Annotated in this window: 16 protein-coding genes; 10 read left to right on the forward strand and 6 right to left on the reverse strand. The window is 72.4% G+C overall.

Going from position 1 to position 15034, the window contains the following annotated elements; genetic code table 11:
• Nucleotides 1–29 precede the first annotated feature (29 nt).
• Both V5E28_RS20345 and V5E28_RS20350 read right to left on the reverse strand, forming a co-directional pair.
• Nucleotides 30–695: an LmeA family phospholipid-binding protein gene (locus V5E28_RS20345; RefSeq protein WP_336208536.1), complete on the reverse strand. Its 666-nt coding sequence runs from the start codon at nucleotides 693–695 to the stop codon at nucleotides 30–32.
• Between the two features lie 73 nt (nucleotides 696–768).
• A complete protein-coding gene (locus V5E28_RS20350) occupies nucleotides 769–1020 on the reverse strand; it encodes a MoaD/ThiS family protein (protein ID WP_336208751.1) in 252 nt (83 codons plus the stop codon).
• A 175-nt stretch (nucleotides 1021–1195) separates the two neighbouring features.
• On the opposite strand from V5E28_RS20350, the gene V5E28_RS20355 reads away from it, so the two are divergent.
• The 3 genes from V5E28_RS20355 (at nucleotide 1196) to V5E28_RS20365 (ending at nucleotide 5919) form a co-directional block, all read left to right on the forward strand.
• Nucleotides 1196–1888: a response regulator transcription factor gene (locus V5E28_RS20355; RefSeq protein WP_336208537.1), complete on the forward strand. Its 693-nt coding sequence runs from the start codon at nucleotides 1196–1198 to the stop codon at nucleotides 1886–1888.
• Between the two features lie 125 nt (nucleotides 1889–2013).
• Nucleotides 2014–5466, forward strand: a complete 3453-nt coding sequence (locus V5E28_RS20360; protein ID WP_336208538.1) for a tetratricopeptide repeat protein — start codon at nucleotides 2014–2016, stop codon at nucleotides 5464–5466.
• Nucleotides 5467–5550: 84 nt separating this feature from the next.
• A complete protein-coding gene (locus tag V5E28_RS20365; protein ID WP_336208539.1) occupies nucleotides 5551–5919 on the forward strand; it encodes a hypothetical protein in 369 nt (122 codons plus the stop codon).
• Here the strand turns inward: V5E28_RS20365 and V5E28_RS20370 are convergent.
• A complete protein-coding gene (locus V5E28_RS20370) occupies nucleotides 5909–6583 on the reverse strand; it encodes a hypothetical protein (protein WP_336208540.1) in 675 nt (224 codons plus the stop codon). The two genes, V5E28_RS20365 and V5E28_RS20370, sit on opposite strands and share 11 nt — an antisense overlap.
• A gap of 19 nt (nucleotides 6584–6602) precedes the next feature.
• Complete coding sequence (locus V5E28_RS20375; RefSeq protein WP_336208541.1) at nucleotides 6603–7805, reverse strand: FUSC family protein; 1203 nt, start codon at nucleotides 7803–7805, stop codon at nucleotides 6603–6605.
• A gap of 66 nt (nucleotides 7806–7871) precedes the next feature.
• Here V5E28_RS20375 and V5E28_RS20380 point away from each other — a divergent pair, with 66 nt between their 5' ends.
• Nucleotides 7872–8489 carry a dienelactone hydrolase family protein gene (locus V5E28_RS20380; protein ID WP_336208542.1) on the forward strand — a complete coding sequence of 206 codons (618 nt, stop codon included), beginning with the start codon at nucleotides 7872–7874 and terminating at the stop codon, nucleotides 8487–8489.
• Here V5E28_RS20380 and V5E28_RS20385 read toward each other — a convergent pair.
• Both V5E28_RS20385 and V5E28_RS20390 read right to left on the reverse strand, forming a co-directional pair.
• On the reverse strand, nucleotides 8476–9024 hold the full coding sequence (locus V5E28_RS20385) for a GNAT family N-acetyltransferase (RefSeq protein ID WP_336208543.1): 549 nt from the start codon (nucleotides 9022–9024) through the stop codon (nucleotides 8476–8478). The genes V5E28_RS20380 and V5E28_RS20385 overlap by 14 nt on opposite strands.
• 68 nt (nucleotides 9025–9092) lie before the next feature.
• Entirely contained in the window at nucleotides 9093–9677 is a 585-nt protein-coding gene (locus V5E28_RS20390) for a DedA family protein (protein WP_336208544.1), read from the reverse strand.
• A gap of 242 nt (nucleotides 9678–9919) precedes the next feature.
• Here V5E28_RS20390 and V5E28_RS20395 point away from each other — a divergent pair, with 242 nt between their 5' ends.
• From V5E28_RS20395 to V5E28_RS20420, 6 genes are all read left to right on the forward strand, one after another.
• Complete coding sequence (locus V5E28_RS20395; RefSeq protein WP_336208545.1) at nucleotides 9920–10519, forward strand: biotin transporter BioY; 600 nt, start codon at nucleotides 9920–9922, stop codon at nucleotides 10517–10519.
• Nucleotides 10520–10526: 7 nt separating this feature from the next.
• Entirely contained in the window at nucleotides 10527–11885 is a 1359-nt protein-coding gene (locus V5E28_RS20400; protein ID WP_336208546.1) for a class I adenylate-forming enzyme family protein, read from the forward strand.
• The gene (locus tag V5E28_RS20405; RefSeq protein ID WP_336208547.1) at nucleotides 11882–13045 is read left to right on the forward strand and encodes a thiolase family protein; all 1164 of its coding nucleotides are present in this window, start codon (nucleotides 11882–11884) and stop codon (nucleotides 13043–13045) included. The genes V5E28_RS20400 and V5E28_RS20405 overlap by 4 nt, the downstream gene beginning before the upstream one ends.
• The gene (locus V5E28_RS20410; RefSeq protein ID WP_336208548.1) at nucleotides 13046–13720 is read left to right on the forward strand and encodes an energy-coupling factor ABC transporter ATP-binding protein; all 675 of its coding nucleotides are present in this window, start codon (nucleotides 13046–13048) and stop codon (nucleotides 13718–13720) included.
• A complete protein-coding gene (locus tag V5E28_RS20415; protein WP_336208550.1) occupies nucleotides 13717–14322 on the forward strand; it encodes an energy-coupling factor transporter transmembrane component T family protein in 606 nt (201 codons plus the stop codon). Before V5E28_RS20410 ends, V5E28_RS20415 begins: the two co-directional genes overlap by 4 nt.
• A 174-nt stretch (nucleotides 14323–14496) precedes the next feature.
• Nucleotides 14497–15015, forward strand: a complete 519-nt coding sequence (locus V5E28_RS20420; protein ID WP_336208551.1) for a hypothetical protein — start codon at nucleotides 14497–14499, stop codon at nucleotides 15013–15015.
• Nucleotides 15016–15034: the final 19 nt, after the last annotated feature.

Raw genomic sequence — 15034 nt, forward strand, 5'->3', positions numbered from 1 at the left:
CACGTACGGCGGGGCGGGCTGGTTCGATCTCATCCACGGAGCGGCACGTCAGACGCTTCGGCCGAGAACTCCAATCCGTCGGCCACGCTCCTCACCCCGGTCACCTTCACGTCGAAGGGGAGCTTGCCCTTGAACGGGATCGTGTAGCTGACGAACCTGGCGAGCTGGTCGGGCACGCCCTCGATCTTCTCCGCCTGGAGCAGGATGCCGCCGTCCACCAGCTGGACCCGCATCTCCGCGTTGAACTTCACCTTGTTCACCCCCACCATCAGCTCGCCGGAGGCGACGAGCCGCTGGCCGTTGCCAGTGATCTTGACGCCCTTGGGGGCGTAGCCGTCGATCGTCGCCCTGGTCAGGGTGCCGCGGACGGTCAGGCGCCCGGCCCTGATGTCGGCCCGGTTCTGGATGACGTCGGCCAGCGGAGCGGTCACGTCGTAGGCGACACCCTGCAGATCCTTGACCGGCACGCCGCCGTAGCGGAGCGTGCCGAGGTCGAACCGCACCTCTGGATAGTGCCCGGAGACGGCCTGCGTGAGGAAGGGGATGCCCTCGATGGTGACCGTGGGAGGGCCGTCGAGGTCGGCCGAGGCCGCGATCCTGTTGGCGAGGTCGCGTTGCACGCCGGTGACCGCGACGCGGTCGACGACGACGAGGAGGACGATCAGCACCATCAGGAATACGGCCAGCTTGCGCATCGGGCTCCCAGTCTCACGCGGGGGTCATGAGCTTATCGACTCGCAAAGCCCCATTCCCCGGCAAAGAGGCGTCTCACCCGCCCGCGAACGGCGGCAGCACCTCGACCGTCACGCTCTCGCCGAGAACCACCTCGTCATGGGGCCGTTTCCCGACAGGAGCGCCGTCGACCAGGAATGAGGATCTGCTGACGACACGCGCGAGCTCTGGACGGTTTTCTGTGATTTTGGTCATGAGTTCGCCCAGCGTGGCGGCGTGGAACGACTCTTCGGCGACCCCGGCCGCCTCCTTCGCGGCGGCCCAATATCGCACTTTTCCCATGGCCATGGGCACCTCACTTTCGCTTGTGAACCATTGTGCGCCGCGCTTAACACCTGCGTTTCAGGGGATGCGCCGTTCACCTGGTGGACGCGCAATGGACTCCACTTACTCGTGGGATATCCTCGCCTACGGGACCTGGGCGACGTAGCCCCCGGGTCCTTGCGTGTTTGAGGAGGCCGATATGAGCAACTTGCTCCTGCTGACCAACGCCCTCGAGCCGTCCGCTGAGGTGCTGCCGGCGCTGGGGTTGCTGCTCCACTCGGTCCGCGTCTCACCGGCGGAGGCGTCCGCGCTCATCGACACACCGCCCGCCGACGCAGTCCTGGTCGACGCGCGCAAGGAGCTGGCGCACGCCAAGAGCCTGTGCAGACTGATCCGCACCACGGGCATCGACTGCCCGCTGCTGGTGATCGTCACCGAGGGCGGGCTGGCCGCGATGACGGCCGAGTGGGGCGTTGACGACGTGCTGCTCGACAGCGCGGGCCCGGCCGAGGTGGAGGCGCGCCTGCGCATGGCCGTCGGCCGCATCTCGCAGACGTCCACCGAGGATGTGCCCGACGAGATCCGCAGCGGCGACCTGTCGATCGACGAGGCCACCTACACCGCCCGCCTGCGCGGCAGGGTGCTCGATCTGACCTTCAAGGAGTTCGAGCTGCTGAAATACCTCGCCCAGCACCCCGGCCGCGTGTTCACGCGCGCCCAGCTGCTGCAGGAGGTGTGGGGCTACGACTACTTCGGCGGCACCCGGACCGTGGACGTGCACGTGCGGCGGCTGCGCGCCAAGCTCGGGACCGAGTACGAGTCCCTCATCGGCACCGTGCGCAACGTCGGTTACCGGTTCGTGCCCGACCGCGCCGACCCCGCGCACGTGTGAGCCCCGCCATCTGACGATATTGACAGGCGCCCCGACGCGGAGTGCACTGTTGTGACGGGTCTGCACTAGACCTGTCATGACTTGTTATGTCGCGGACACCGCCGTCCCGAGATTGGGTGGTGTCGGTGGATCTGTTCAGGTCGCTCGTCGACGAGGGGGCCCGGCCTCGGGTCTACCGGCGTAACGAGTACATCTGCTCGCCGCTTCGCGCCGCCAACCGGGTCTACGTGATCGACTACGGCTACGCGCGGGAGTACGTGCCGGCCGGGGATCGCGAGGTCATCCATGACCTGCGCGCCGGCGGGGATCTCGTGGGGGAGCTGGCGTTCTGGAACGCCGGCGAGCGGGTGAAGGTCGACGCGCTGACCGAGGTGCGGGCCTGGCCCATCGACATGCGGCGGCTGCGCGAGCACGCGGCGGCAGCCCCGGCCGTGGCGACCGCGCTGGTGCAGGAGCTGTTCGCGCGAAACCTGGCCGCCCGCAGGCACGAGGCGCTGGCCCGGGCGCCCGTGGCGGCACGGCTGGCCGTGTGGCTGCTGAATCTGGACGAGCGCTACGGGCTGGCCGCCGAAACCGCGCCCCCGCTGTCCATGGAGACGCTGGCCGATCTGGTGGGCAGCTCGCCCGACGTGGTGCAGCGGCAGCTCGCCCAGTGGGCGCGGCGCGGCTGGGTGGTGCGGCCCCGGTACCGGCGGCTGCGGATCGCCGACCCCGCCGCCCTGCGCGCCGCCGCGGGGAGCTGGGAGCATCTGGCCGTCCCCTGGGAAGGACGGGTCACCTCCTTCCTCGGCAAGTCCAGCGCGCCGGACGAGCCGCTGCTCGCCGCCGAGGTGCCGCGGCCGGCGCAGCTGCCGGCCGACGTGCCGGACTTCACCGGACGGCAGCAGAGCCTGGACCTGCTGACCGGATGGCTGGAGCGGCCCAGCAGGACGAACACGATGGTGGTCCAGGGGCTGCCGGGAGTGGGGAAGACGGCGCTGGTCACGCGCTGGGGGCATGTGCACGCCGACAGGTTCCCCGACGGGCAGATCGTCATCGACCTGCGCGGCCAGTCGCCCAGCCAGCCGCCCATGACCCCGGCCGAGGCGCTCGGCCAGATCCTGCGCTCGCTCGGCGTCGGCGAGCACATGCCCGCCTCCGACGAGGCCGAGCTGATGCTGCTCTACAGGAGCAGGCTCGCCGGTCGCAAGCTGCTGCTCATCCTCGACAACGCCGCCGACCCGGCGCAGGTCCGCGCTCTGCTGCCCGGCAGCAGGGACTGCGTGGTGCTGGTGACGAGCAGGACCAGGATGGCGCCGCTGCGCGCCACGGGGCACGCCGACCTGATGGACCTGTCCGTGCTCGATCCGGGCAACGCGGTGGCGCTGCTGGTGGCCGTGCTGGGCGAGGAGTCGCCGCGCGCCGCCGATCGCGACGGGCTGGCCGAGCTGGCGCGCGTCTGCTCCTACCACCCGTTCGCGCTGCGCATCTCGGCGGCCAAGCTCGCCGAGAACCCGGGGCTCGGCGTCGCCTCCCGGGTGCAGGAACTGCGCAGGCCGGACCGGCACCAGACGTTCTCCGGCGATCCTGAAGAGGCCTTCCGCTCGGCGCTCGACCTGGCCTACGAGTCGCTCAGCCCGTCGCAGCGCCGCGCCTTCCGGCATGTCGGGCTGCTGCCTGGTGGCCCTTTCGCGCCGGAGGTGCTGGCCGCCGCGCTCGGCGTGCCGGTGAGCGAGGCCGTCATGGCGGTGGAGGGGCTGCACAGGGCCTACCTGGTCGAGCCGATGCCGGGGCCTCGCTACCGGGTGCACGACCTGGTCAAGCGGCTGGCCAGGGAGCTGGGCAGGCATGCCGAGGCGGGCGTGCGCGAGGCGCGGGTGCGGCTGCTCGACCACTACCTGGCGGTCGCGGACGCTCCTGACACTTCGCTCGGGTGGTTCGAGGCCGAGCGCCGGGCTCTGGTCTCGGTGGTGCGGCTGGCGGAGGAGTCGGGCGCGCACGGTATCGCCTGGCGGCTGGCCGAGGCGGTGTTCGAACCGTTCAGGCGGCTGCGCTACTACGAGAACAACCTGGAGATCCAGCAGACCGGGCTCGGCTCCGCCCTACGGATCGGCAACCGGCGGGCCATCGCGCTGATGCGCAGCCACCTCGGCTCGATCCACCGCGACATCGGTCCCTCGACCAGCGCCGCCCGCTACATCGGCGAGGCGCTGGCCGACTTCGCCACGCTCGGCGACCGCGAAGGGCGGGCGCGCGCGCTCAACGACCTGGCCGAGGTGCACGGCATCGCGGGCAACGGCGAGGACGCGCTGAAGTGCGCGGCCGAGGCGCTAGAGCTCTACCGGGAGATCGGCGATCTGGCCGGGGTCGCCGACTGCCTGCACACGCTCTCCCGCCTGCACCTGTCGCAGGAGCGGCACGAGCTGGCGCTGGACCATGCCGGGCAGGCGCTGGAGGTGCGCGAGCAGATCGGCGACCGGAAGGGGACCGCGCAGAGCCTGATCATCCTGGCCAGGGTGCAGCAGAGCCTCGGCGAGCCGAACGCCGCGCTGTCGGAGGGGCTGGAGGCCCTGTCGATCTGCCACCGGCTCGGCGACGAGCACGCCGAGGCCGAGACGCTGCTCTGCCTGGCCGAGGTCTACGACTCGCTCCGGCTGCAGCAGGACGCCCAGCGTGACGCCGAGCGCGCCCTGGCCGGGTACACCGCCACCGGTGACCAGCACGGGTGCGGCCGTGCCCTGTGCACGCTGGGCCGCATCGCGCGCAACGGCTCCCGCTACGACGAGGCCCTGGACTACTACGAGCAGGCTCTGGCCGTACAGCTGGAGCTTCACCACGAGCAGGGCAAGGCGGAGACGCTGGGGGACATCGGGCTGGTGCACTGGCGGCTGGCCGACTACCTGCGGGCGGACGACTACCTCAGCCAGGCGCTGGCGATCAGCCGGGTGATCCATGACCTGCCCGTCGAGGCGCGCATGCTGAACCGGCTGGCTCGGGTGCGGCGGCGTCAGGGGCTGCCGCAGGTGGGGTTCGTGTACGCGCTGGAGGCGCTGGACATCGTGCAGGGCATGGGCAACCGCAGGGCTGAGGCGGACGTGCAGGAGACGCTGGCGTACACCTACCTCTCGCTCAACCGGCACGTCGACGCGTTGCGGGCGGCCAAGGCGTCGCTGGCGATCAGGGAGGAGGTGGGCGACAACAAGGCGGGCGCGCTGCTGTCGATCGCGCAGGCGACGCACGTGGCGGGCCGGGCCGCCGCCGCGCTCGGGTACGCCGAGCAGACGGTCGAGCTGCAGCACGAGAGCGGCACACGGGACCGGTGGGGGGCCGCGCTCACCACGCTGGCCATGATCCTGCTGGACCTCCACCGGCCGGACGAGGCGTACGCGCACGCCTCACAGGCCAGGGACGTGCACCTCGATTGCGGCACCCGCCGCGACCTGGGGTGCGCGCTGCGCGCGCTGGGCCTGATCGAGTGGCGGCGGGGCGACGCGGCCGCCGCGGTGGGGCATCTGGGCGAGGCGGTGCGGATCCTGGAGGAGGTGGGCGACGTGTTCGAGTTGCGGAAAGCCGCCACAGAACTCCGCGAAATGTCGTGATTTCTAAGGTCTTAGGTCGCAGATCTTCGCCCGGCACCTCCCGTTAGCTGATCTCACAGCTACTCCAAAGCGGAGGTGATCCGGATGCTCAAGAACCATCTGCGTCGAGACCTACAGTGGCTCCAGCGACAGGCCCGCAAGGACAGGCGGATCACGCTGGCCCTGCTCGCCGGGGTGCCCGCCGCGTGGGTCCGCCAGCTCACCCCCGGCGACGCGATGCCCGTTCCCGGGCTGCTGCTGGCGCTGTCCGCCGGGCTGCTCGCCATCTCGGCGGCGTCCTGGCTGGTGTCGGTGTACTTCCTGTCCAGGTCGGCCCGCAAGCAGCGCGAGCCGGTCGAGGCCCTGCGCCGGATCACCAGGGTCGCCAGGGCCAAGGAGTGGGCGTTCACCTCGCTCGGCGCCTACGTGGCCTGGCACGTCCTGCAGTTCGTGACCGCGCTGTTCATGGTGTGAGAGGCACCCGCTCCAGGGTGTCCAGGCGCACCCCGGCGCCGAGGTGCACGGCCTGGGCGAGCTCGACGGCCGGCATCTCGGCGACGCCGACCGGCGTCCCGGCGTGCTCGTCACACCAGGCGGCGAGCGGCCGGGGGTCGGCCACCGGCGCCGCGAAGTGCAGGAGGCTGACGTACCAGACGTCGCGCACCATGCCGGACTCGAAGTGGTGCAGACCCCGGGACGCCAGGGCGTGCGCGAACCGCTTCTGCAGGCTCACCAGCGTGTCGTCCTCAGGATGGCCGCGGGCCAGCACGCCGCCGGCGTGCGGGCTCACGCCCCTGAGCAGCACCCGCGCCGGTGGCAGCCCCTCGGCGGCCTCGCCCAGCGCCGCCGCGTAGGCCGTCCGCAGCGGGTCGCCCGGCGGGATCGACTGCCGGTAGTTCTCCAGCGACCTGAGCGTCAGGTGCAGGGTGTCCCCACCGTGCACCCAGTGCCCCGGCCCCGCGGCCCCGCCCGCCGAGCGGGCCAGGGCGATCAGCCGGTCGAGCACCGCGCCGGTGGGCCGCAGGATCACGGTGGCCCCCCATCGGTGGCCGCCCTCGACCATGGGCACGTCGTACGTCGTGCGACCGGACAGAAGTGCCTCGCGGCCCCTGGCGACAAATTTCTCCCAATGCGACATCCGCCCTATTTCACCAGACTCATCGGGGCAGCCGGTGCGCCGGGAACGCCGCCCGGTGCGGGCCGTTGTCCGGGTCGAGCTCGTGCCTGATCGCCGCGCACTGGTCCAGCATCGAGCCGTAGAGCGACCAGAGCGGGACGTGCTCGGTGTCCTTGACCGTCTCGACGACCCGCGACTGCTGCCTCTCCCCCTCGCGCAGCGCGTCCCTGAGCCTGTTCAGGTCCTTCGCGCTGCCCCGCCCGACCTGGAGCCTGCCGAATCCGGAGAAGGCCCGGGAGATCGCCTCCAGCTCCTCCCCCAGCGCTCGCGGCAGGTCGGCGGCCTCCTCCGCGGGCAGCCCGCGCACCCCGGCCACCAGGTCGACCAGCGAGCGGGCGATGCTCCGTAGCTGCTGGCAGGCGTGGTCGAGGCAGGTCATGGCCTCGGCCACCTGGTCGAGGCGCCCCTCGTAGCGGCTGCGGCGGCGCACTGTCAGCCGTACCGACTCCGCGGCCTGGTCGGCCATCTCCTTGCTGTCCTCCAGCCGCCGCGCCAGCTCCCTGGCCCGATCCAGCCAGCGGCGGCCGTCGTCCTCCTCCCACGAGCCGCGCAGGCCGGCGCCGATGTCCGCCGCCAGCTCGGCGAGGTCTCCGGCCAGGTCGGCCAGGTCCTTCTGCGCCTCCTCCACGTAGCGGGGCGGCAGGACCAGCAGGTTGGCCGCGATCCCCACCCCCGCGCCGAGCAGCAGGTCCAGCAGACGCGCCTTGCCGTAGACGTCACCGAGCGCGAACACGAGCAGGGCCGTGATCGGGATCTGGACGTTCTGCTTGGGCAGGTTGAGCAGCCTGGTCAGGACCAGGCCCGCGACGACCAGCACCGCCAGAGTGACGAAGTTGCTCCCGATCAGCCGGATCAGCGCGATCGCGGCCGCCACCCCGACCAGCACCGCGCCCACCTGCTGCACGCCCCGGACCACCGTGCTGTAAGCGGTGGCCGAGACCGTGAGCAGCACCCCGATCGGCGCCAGGACCGGCACGTCGGCCTTCAGCACCCACGCCGCCAGCCACCACGCGATCACGCAGGAGCCCGTCACCTTGACCGTCTGCGCCAGTTCCTGCCGCTCGGCGCGCAGCCAGTGACCGATGCCGAGGCGGCGGGCCCGCTCCAGCACCAGCGTGAAGTGCCTGGCGATGCGTTCGAGCGGCGGGAGCGTCTGGGGCCGCCCGCGTGGTTCGTCCTCCACGTCACGCTCCTGCCCTGCATCGCCGCAGTACAACACCCCTTCAACTGGGTAAACAGACTGGTGGAGGTGACGCGGGTGGATGTCGAGGCCTCGGGACGGCTGGTGGTGCCGGATGACGCAATGGGCGTGGTGGTCTTCGTGCACGGCAGCGGGAGCAGCAGCCGCAGCCCGCGCAACCGGTTCGTGGCAGGCGAGCTCGGCGCGGCCGGCCTGGGGACGCTGCTGTTCGACCTGCTGACACCCGAGGAGGAGGCGGATCGGGCCAACGTGTTCGACATCGAGCTGCTGGCCGGGCGGCTGCTGCGGGCGACCGCCCGCGTGCGGGAGGAGCCCGCGGCGATGGGGCTGCCGATCGGCTACTTCGGGGCCAGCACCGGCGCCGCCGCCGCGCTGTGGGCGGCGGCCGAGCCGGACGCGGACGTGGCCGCCATCGTCTCCAGGGGCGGGCGGCCCGATCTGGCGGGATCACGGCTGGCGGCGGTGCGGGCGCCCACGCTACTCGTCGTCGGCGGCCACGACGAGCAGGTGGTGGAGCTCAATCAGCAGGCGCGGCGCCTGCTGCGCTGTGAGAGCCGCCTGGAGATCGTCCCCGGCGCCACCCACCTGTTCGAGGAGCCGGGCGCTCTGGAGAGCGTCGCCGGGCTCGCCGGCGACTGGTTCGCCGGCCATTTCACCGGGCGCTGACCTCCCTGGCGACCTCGGGGGCCCAGGTGTACTCCACCACGTCCAGGTCGAAGCCCGCGTGGAAGCTCTCCACGAACTCTCGGGAGAGGCTGGCGCCCATGCGCTCGTAGAAGGCCCGTGCCGGGGTGTTGTCGCGCAGCACCTCCAGATAGACAGGACGGCCCGGGTGGTGCGCGGCCGCCCAGCCGAGGCCCTGGCCCATCAGGCGGCGCCCGATGCCGGAGCGCTTCATGCCAGGCTGGACGTGGAGGTTGTCGAGCAGGATCCGCTCGTCCCGCTGCGGAGTCAGGTAGGCGAAGGCGGTGACGCCCCGGCCGCCGTCGTCGGCGTCGGCGACCAGCAAGCAGGAGGGTGGGCCACCGTTGAGGTACTGCTCGCTGTCGAGCCTGGCGTGCCAGAGCTCCCGGTGGATTTCGAGCAGAGGGCCGTCGAGATAGCCGGCGGGCATGATCCCGGCGTAGGCGCTCCGCCAGCTCTCGGTGTGCAGCTCGGCGATCGCTTCGACATCGTCGGCGGCGCCCGGTCGGATCTTCACGAGCGTCGAGGCTATCCGACCGCCCGCGCCAGGAACTCCGTCACCTCCCGGCTACGACAGGCGCCCGGTCACCCCTGGGGAGCCCTGCGGTTCTCGGTCACCCGCTTCCACACGAACACCGCGATGGCCAGGACCACGAGCCCGATCACCACCCAGGTGACGATGCCGACGTAGGTCTCCACCAGCTCCCACTGCTCGCCGAGCAGGTATCCGGCCATGACCAGCACCGTGTTCCAGATGAAGCTGCCGAACGTGGTGAACAGCAGGAACGTGGGCAGCGGCATGCGCTCGAACCCGGCCGGGATGGAGATCAGGCTTCTGAAGAGCGGGATCATGCGCCCGAAGAAGACCGTCTTGCGGCCGTGGCGGGCGAACCACTCCTCGGTCCTCGTCACGTCCTCGGACTTGAGCAGCGGGATCTTCACGGCCAGGGCGTGGATCCGCTCCCTGCCCAGGAGCGCGCCGAGTCCGTAGAGCGCCAGCGCCCCCACCACCGAGCCCAGCGTCGTCCAGAGCAGCACCTGCCACAGGACCATCTCCCCCTTGCTGGAGGTGAACCCGGCCAGAGGCAGGATCACCTCACTGGGCAGCGGAGGGAACAGGTTCTCCAGCGCGACCGCGATGCCCGCGCCGGGTGCGCCCAATGTCTCCATGAGCCCCGTCGCCCATTCAACGATCCCGCCAAGAGTGCTGGATGCCATTCCCGTCCTTTCGCCGCACGTAATGTCTAGCCCAGACGGGCCCACGTATGCCTGCCCGCTCGCACCGATGTCACGGCGCCCATCCGCCTGCGACATCTCTGGCGAAGGAATGTTGTGGCATCCCCCCATGCGTGCGGCCCGGCGTAGTGGTGTGGGATCGGATCCGCACGCCCACGACTACTCGAGGAGATGGAATGCCCCAATTCCGACGGTTCCCCACCGGGGACGTGGCCCGGGTCGCCGTCTTCGCAGCGCTGATCGCCGTGCTCGGCCTGCCCGGCGCCCTGAACGTCTTCGGCAACGCGGTGCCGATCACCCTGCAGACGTTCGGTGTCATGCTGGCCGGCGCGATCCTCGGCTCGTGGCGTGCCGCCCTGGCGGTGGCCGTGCTGATCGCCCTTGTGGCGGTGGGCCTGCCGCTGCTGGCCGGCGGGCGGGGCGGGCTGCCGGTGTTCGTCTCACCGACGGCGGGATTCCTGCTGGGGTGGCTGCCCGGCGCGGCCGTCACCGGATGGATCGTCGAGCGGGGCGGCCGCAGCCCAGGCTACGTCCGGCTGCTGGTAGCCTGCCTGGCCGGTGGCATCGGGGTGATTTACCTCGTCGGAGTGCCGGTCCAGGCGGCCGTCACCGGGCTCACCCTGTGGCAGGCGGCCCTGGCCGCCGCGATCTTCCTCCCCGGCGACGTGCTGAAGGCGGTGCTCGCCGCCTACGTGGCCAGAGGAACCCAGCGGGCCTACCCCGACGCGATCCCGGTCGTCCGCCGGGAGCGGCTCCGAGCCGGCAAGGAGGACTGAACCAGGCATGCCAGTCGCAGCGCGGATACTGCGGCACGCCGCCACCCACCCTGACCGGACGGCGGTGTGCGGGCCGCTGGGTGAATGGAGCCACGCCGCGTTCGGGCGGCGAATCGAGGACCTGGCCGCCCACCTGGCCGCCCGGGACGGGATCCTGGACGAGCCGGTCGCGATCAGCCTGGCCGACCCGGTGGACCAGCTCACCGCCGCCCTCGCGGTCGACCTGCTCGGCGGCACGCCCCTGCTGTGCGACCCCGCGCGGAACGTCAGGCAGTCGGCCCCGCGCGTCGACGCGATCCCCTCCGGTCCGCCGCCGGCTCACGCCGCGAGGCCCGCCCATGTGCCCGCGCCCGGCGATCTCGCCTGGGCGTGCTTCAGCTCCGGCAGCACCGGCCGGCCGCGCGCCGTGGTCCGCACCCGCGCCTCCTGGACCGGCTCGTTCGAGCCGCTCAGCGAACTCACCGGGATCGGCTCGGGCGACGTCGTGCTGGTGCCCGGTCCGCTCCAGTCCTCCCTGTACGGCTTCGCGGCCGTGCACGCGCTGGCCGTCGGCGCGACGGTGCTGGCGCCCGGCCGCTGGTCGCCCGGTTCGCTGCCCCGCCTGCTGCGCCGGGCGACCGCCGTGCACCTGGTGCCGCACAGCCTGCCCGCGCTGCTGGAGGCCCTGCCCGAGGGCGGCCCACTGCGGACGGCGGTGGTCGGCGGCGCCGCTCTGGGCCCCGGGCTGCGCGAGCGAGCGGCCGCCGCCGGCGTGCGCGTGGTGTCCTACTACGGCGCCACCGAGCTGTCCTTCGTCGCCGTGGACACCGACGGGACGGGGCTGCGGCCGTTCCCCGGTGTGGAGATCGAGGTGAGGACGCCGCCCGGGCAGCGGCTCGGCGAGGTCTGGGCGCGCTCGCCCTGGCTCGCGGAGGGCTACCTGGCCGGAGCGGCGGGCCCGCTGCTCGCCGACGGTGACGGCTGGATGAGCGTGGGCGACGTGGCCGAGCCCTACCTGCCCGGTGAGGCGCTGCGGCTGCGCGGCCGGGGCGGCGGCGCGATCCAGACGGGCGGGGCCACCGTCGTGCCCGAGGACGTCGAGGACGTGTTCAGGAGTGTGGCGGGCGTCGGCGACATCGTGGTCGTCGGCTCGCCGCACCCCGACCTCGGCGCGGTCGTCACCGCCGTGGTGGAGGTCGGCACCGGGATGCCGCCGGAGAGGTCGGCCCTGGAGGCGATCGCGCGCGGCGGGCTGGACGCCGCGCAGCGCCCCCGCCGCTGGTACGCGGTGCAGAACCTGCCGCGCACCCCCTCGGGCAAACCGGCCCGCGGGCTCGTCGCCGCCCGGCTCGCCGGAGGCGACCCGGCCCTGCGCAGGCTGGCGTGAAGCGCCCGCGTCCCGCACCCGCGGCGACCGGCGACACACCGGTCGTCGTGGCCGCGCGTCGTACGGCGATCGGCACCGCGGGACATGCCTTCAAGCTGGTGACGGCCGATCGGCTGGCCTCCGCCGTCATCGCCGCGCTCGCCGGCGAGGTGGCCTGCCTGGGAGAGCCCGTCGACGACGTGGTGCTGGGCAACTGCATGGGGCCGGGCGGCAACCTGGCCCGCGTCTCGGCCCTCGGCGCCGGGCTGGACCGATCCGTGCCCGGCGTCACGATCGACCGGCAGTGCGGCAGCGGGCTGGCCGCCATCCTCATCGCCGGCCAGGCCGTACGCAGTGGCGAGATGAACGTGGTGATCGCGGGAGGGACCGAGAGCGCCTCCACCGCGCCGGTGCGGGCGCACCGAGGTGGCGCGCCGTACGAGCGTGCGCCCTTCGCCCCGGCGGGCCATCCGGATCCGGACATGGGCGCTGCGGCGGAGGCACTCGGCGTCGAGCGCGGCGTGGCACGGGACCGGCAGGACCGCTACGCGTGCGCCAGCCACGCCAAGGCGGTGGCGGCCCGTGAGGCGGGGGGGTTCGACGGGGAGATCGTGCCCGTCGAGGGGCGCGGTCACGACCAGCGGCCACGCCTGTTGCGCCCGGCGTCGCTGGCGCGGCTGCCCGCGGCCTTCGTCCCGGGGGGCGCGGTGACCGCGGGCAACTCCGCCCCCAACAGCGACGGCGCGGCGGCGGTCGCCGTGGTGCCGGAGCGGCTGCGGGCCGGGCTGCCGGGGCTGCGGCTGCTGGCCGGAGCGGTGGTGGGCTGCGATCCCGCGCTGCCCGGCTGGGGGCCGGTGCCGGCCGTGCGGCGGCTGCTCGAACGTACGGGAGTGAGCATGGAGCGGATCGAGGCGGTGGAGATCGTGGAGGCGTTCGCGGCGCAGACGCTGGCGGTGACCGACGCGCTCGGGCTCGATCCGCTGGGCGCCGACGGCGAGCGGGTGTGCGGTGACGGCGGGGCGCTCGCGCTCGGTCACCCGTGGGGCGCGAGCGGAGCGGTCGTGGTCACGCGGCTGTTCGCCAGGCTCGTCCGCGGGGGCGCGCCGCCGGGGACGCTCGGGCTGGCGACGGCGGCGGTCGGCGGCGGGCTCGGAGTCGCGGCCCTGTTCGAGGTGGTGTGAGTGATCGAGCTGGTCGATGTGGGGGTCCGGCTCGGGCAGCGCGAGGTGCTGCGCGGAGTCACCGCCTCGCTCTCCGAGCGGCGGATCGGCGTGATCGGCGCCAACGGCTCCGGAAAGAGCACGCTGGCCCGGCTGTTCAACGGCCTGGCTCTGCCGACCTCGGGCAGCGTCACCGTATTCGGTGACGACACTCGGCGGCACGCGGCGCGGATCCGGCGGCGGGTCGGGTTCCTCTTCACCGACCCCGACGCGCAGATCGTGATGCCGACCGTGGCCGAGGACGTCGCCTTCTCCCTGCGCCGCAGGAAACTGCCCGGCGAGGAGGTGCGGCGCAGGGTCGAGGCGATGCTGGGGCGCTACGGCCTGGACGGGCACGCCGACCATCCCGCCCACCAGCTGTCGGGCGGTCAGAAGCAGCTCCTCGCGCTCTGCTCGGTGCTGGTGCTCGAGCCGGAGATCCTCGTCATGGACGAGCCAACGACCCTGCTTGACCTGCGCCACTCGCGCCTGGTCGCCGAGGCGCTGCGTACGCTGCCGATGCAGGTGGTCGCGGTCACCCACGATCTGCCCCTGCTGGAGGGCTTCGACCGCGTGCTGGTGCTCGACGAGGGCCGGATAGTGGCCGACGGCACGCCGGACGCGGCCGTCGGCCACTACAGGAAGCTCATGACGTGAACGGCCTCACGGGCGCCTACGTGCCGGGCGGCTCGCTCGTGCACCGCCTGCCGGTCGGGGCCAAGCTGGCGGCGCTGGCGCTGGCCTGCACGGTGCTCGTCCTGCTGCGCTCGCCGTGGGCGATGGCCGCCGCCGGCGGCGTGGTCGCGCTGCTGTTCGCCGCCTCGCGGGTGGGCGTGGCGGCCGCCTGGGCCCAGATCCGGCCGGTCCGCTGGTTCGCAGTAGCACTGTTCGGGATGCAGCTGCTGTTCGCCGACCTGCCGAGCGCGGTGCTGATCACGTCCAGGGTGGTGCTCGCCGTCGCGCTGGCCGGGCTGGTCACGCTCACGACCAGGACCTCCGCCATGATGGCGGCCCTGGAGCGCGGCCTGTCGCCCTTGCGATCGGTGGGGCTGGACCCGTTCAGGCTGTCGTTGCTGCTCTCCCTCACCATCCGCAGCGTGCCGGTCGTCGCCGACCTGGCGGCGCGGGTCCGGGAGGCGCAGCGGGCCAGAGGCGTCGAGTGGAGCGTGCGCGCCTTCGCCGTGCCGCTGGTGGTCAGCGCGTTGCGCCACGCCGACGCGCTGGGTGAGGCCCTGAGCGCTCGCGGTCTGGACGACTGAGCCGGGCTTCGAGGCCGTCGAGGACGGCCCGGAGACCGAACTCCTCGCGCGGCACGCACCCAGGGTGGGGCACGCGCCATCGTCTTGCACAAAGTTCAAGAAAGGACTTGCACAATGTTCAAGTTCTGGTCTAACTTCGACTTGAACAAAGTACAAGTTTCTAAGGAGAACCCCATGCTCGTCTCAGTCGCGGTCCTGCAACTCCTCGTCGCCCTGGCCTTCGTGAGCATCCCGGTCGTCCGTCACCGCTTCGGCGACAGCGCGAAGGTGAACGCGGAGGCGGAACTGACCCGCCAGGGTGTGCCCGTCTCCGTCCTGGAGGAGAACAAGCTCAGCTTCGACGCCAGCGGTCACGAGACGGCCGCCCCCGCCACGGTCGCCGTCATCATGGCGGTCCTGGCCGCGCTCAACCTCGCCGGCAGCCCCTGGGGAGAGGTCCTGACCTGGATCTTCCAGCCGCTCGTGCTCATCGGCAACGCGCTCATCCTCTACAGCCAGCTGACCGCCGCGAAGTCGGTGCGGTCCGCCTTCGCCCGCAAGGGCGACCCGATGCTCGCCCGCATCGACGTGCCGACGCTGCTCAGAGCCGCCGAGAGCGGCTTCCCCTCCTGGGTGCCCATCCTGCAGAACGTCCGGCACACGGTGGTGTTCGCCGGCTCGGCACTCGCCCTGGCAATACTGATCATCCTGTGACGAGCCTCGCCACCACCGC

It is taken from the genome of Nonomuraea sp. LPB2021202275-12-8 (assembly GCF_037044575.1).
In the GTDB taxonomy this organism is placed as follows: Bacteria; Actinomycetota; Actinomycetes; order Streptosporangiales; family Streptosporangiaceae; genus Nonomuraea.

Bases quoted from the DNA above. Each gene is read 5' to 3' on its own strand.
- V5E28_RS20345 (WP_336208536.1), bottom strand. From the start codon at position 695: ATGCGCAAGCTGGCCGTATTCCTGATGGTGCTGATCGTCCTCCTCGTC.
- V5E28_RS20350 (WP_336208751.1), bottom strand. From the start codon at position 1,020: ATGGCCATGGGAAAAGTGCGATATTGGGCCGCCGCGAAGGAGGCGGCC.
- V5E28_RS20355 (WP_336208537.1), top strand. From the start codon at position 1,196: ATGAGCAACTTGCTCCTGCTGACCAACGCCCTCGAGCCGTCCGCTGAG.
- V5E28_RS20365 (WP_336208539.1), top strand. From the start codon at position 5,551: ATGCTCAAGAACCATCTGCGTCGAGACCTACAGTGGCTCCAGCGACAG.
- V5E28_RS20370 (WP_336208540.1), bottom strand. From the start codon at position 6,583: ATGTCGCATTGGGAGAAATTTGTCGCCAGGGGCCGCGAGGCACTTCTG.
- V5E28_RS20390 (WP_336208544.1), bottom strand. From the start codon at position 9,677: ATGGAGACATTGGGCGCACCCGGCGCGGGCATCGCGGTCGCGCTGGAG.
- V5E28_RS20395 (WP_336208545.1), top strand. From the start codon at position 9,920: ATGCCCCAATTCCGACGGTTCCCCACCGGGGACGTGGCCCGGGTCGCC.
- V5E28_RS20400 (WP_336208546.1), top strand. From the start codon at position 10,527: ATGCCAGTCGCAGCGCGGATACTGCGGCACGCCGCCACCCACCCTGAC.
- V5E28_RS20420 (WP_336208551.1), top strand. From the start codon at position 14,497: ATGCTCGTCTCAGTCGCGGTCCTGCAACTCCTCGTCGCCCTGGCCTTC.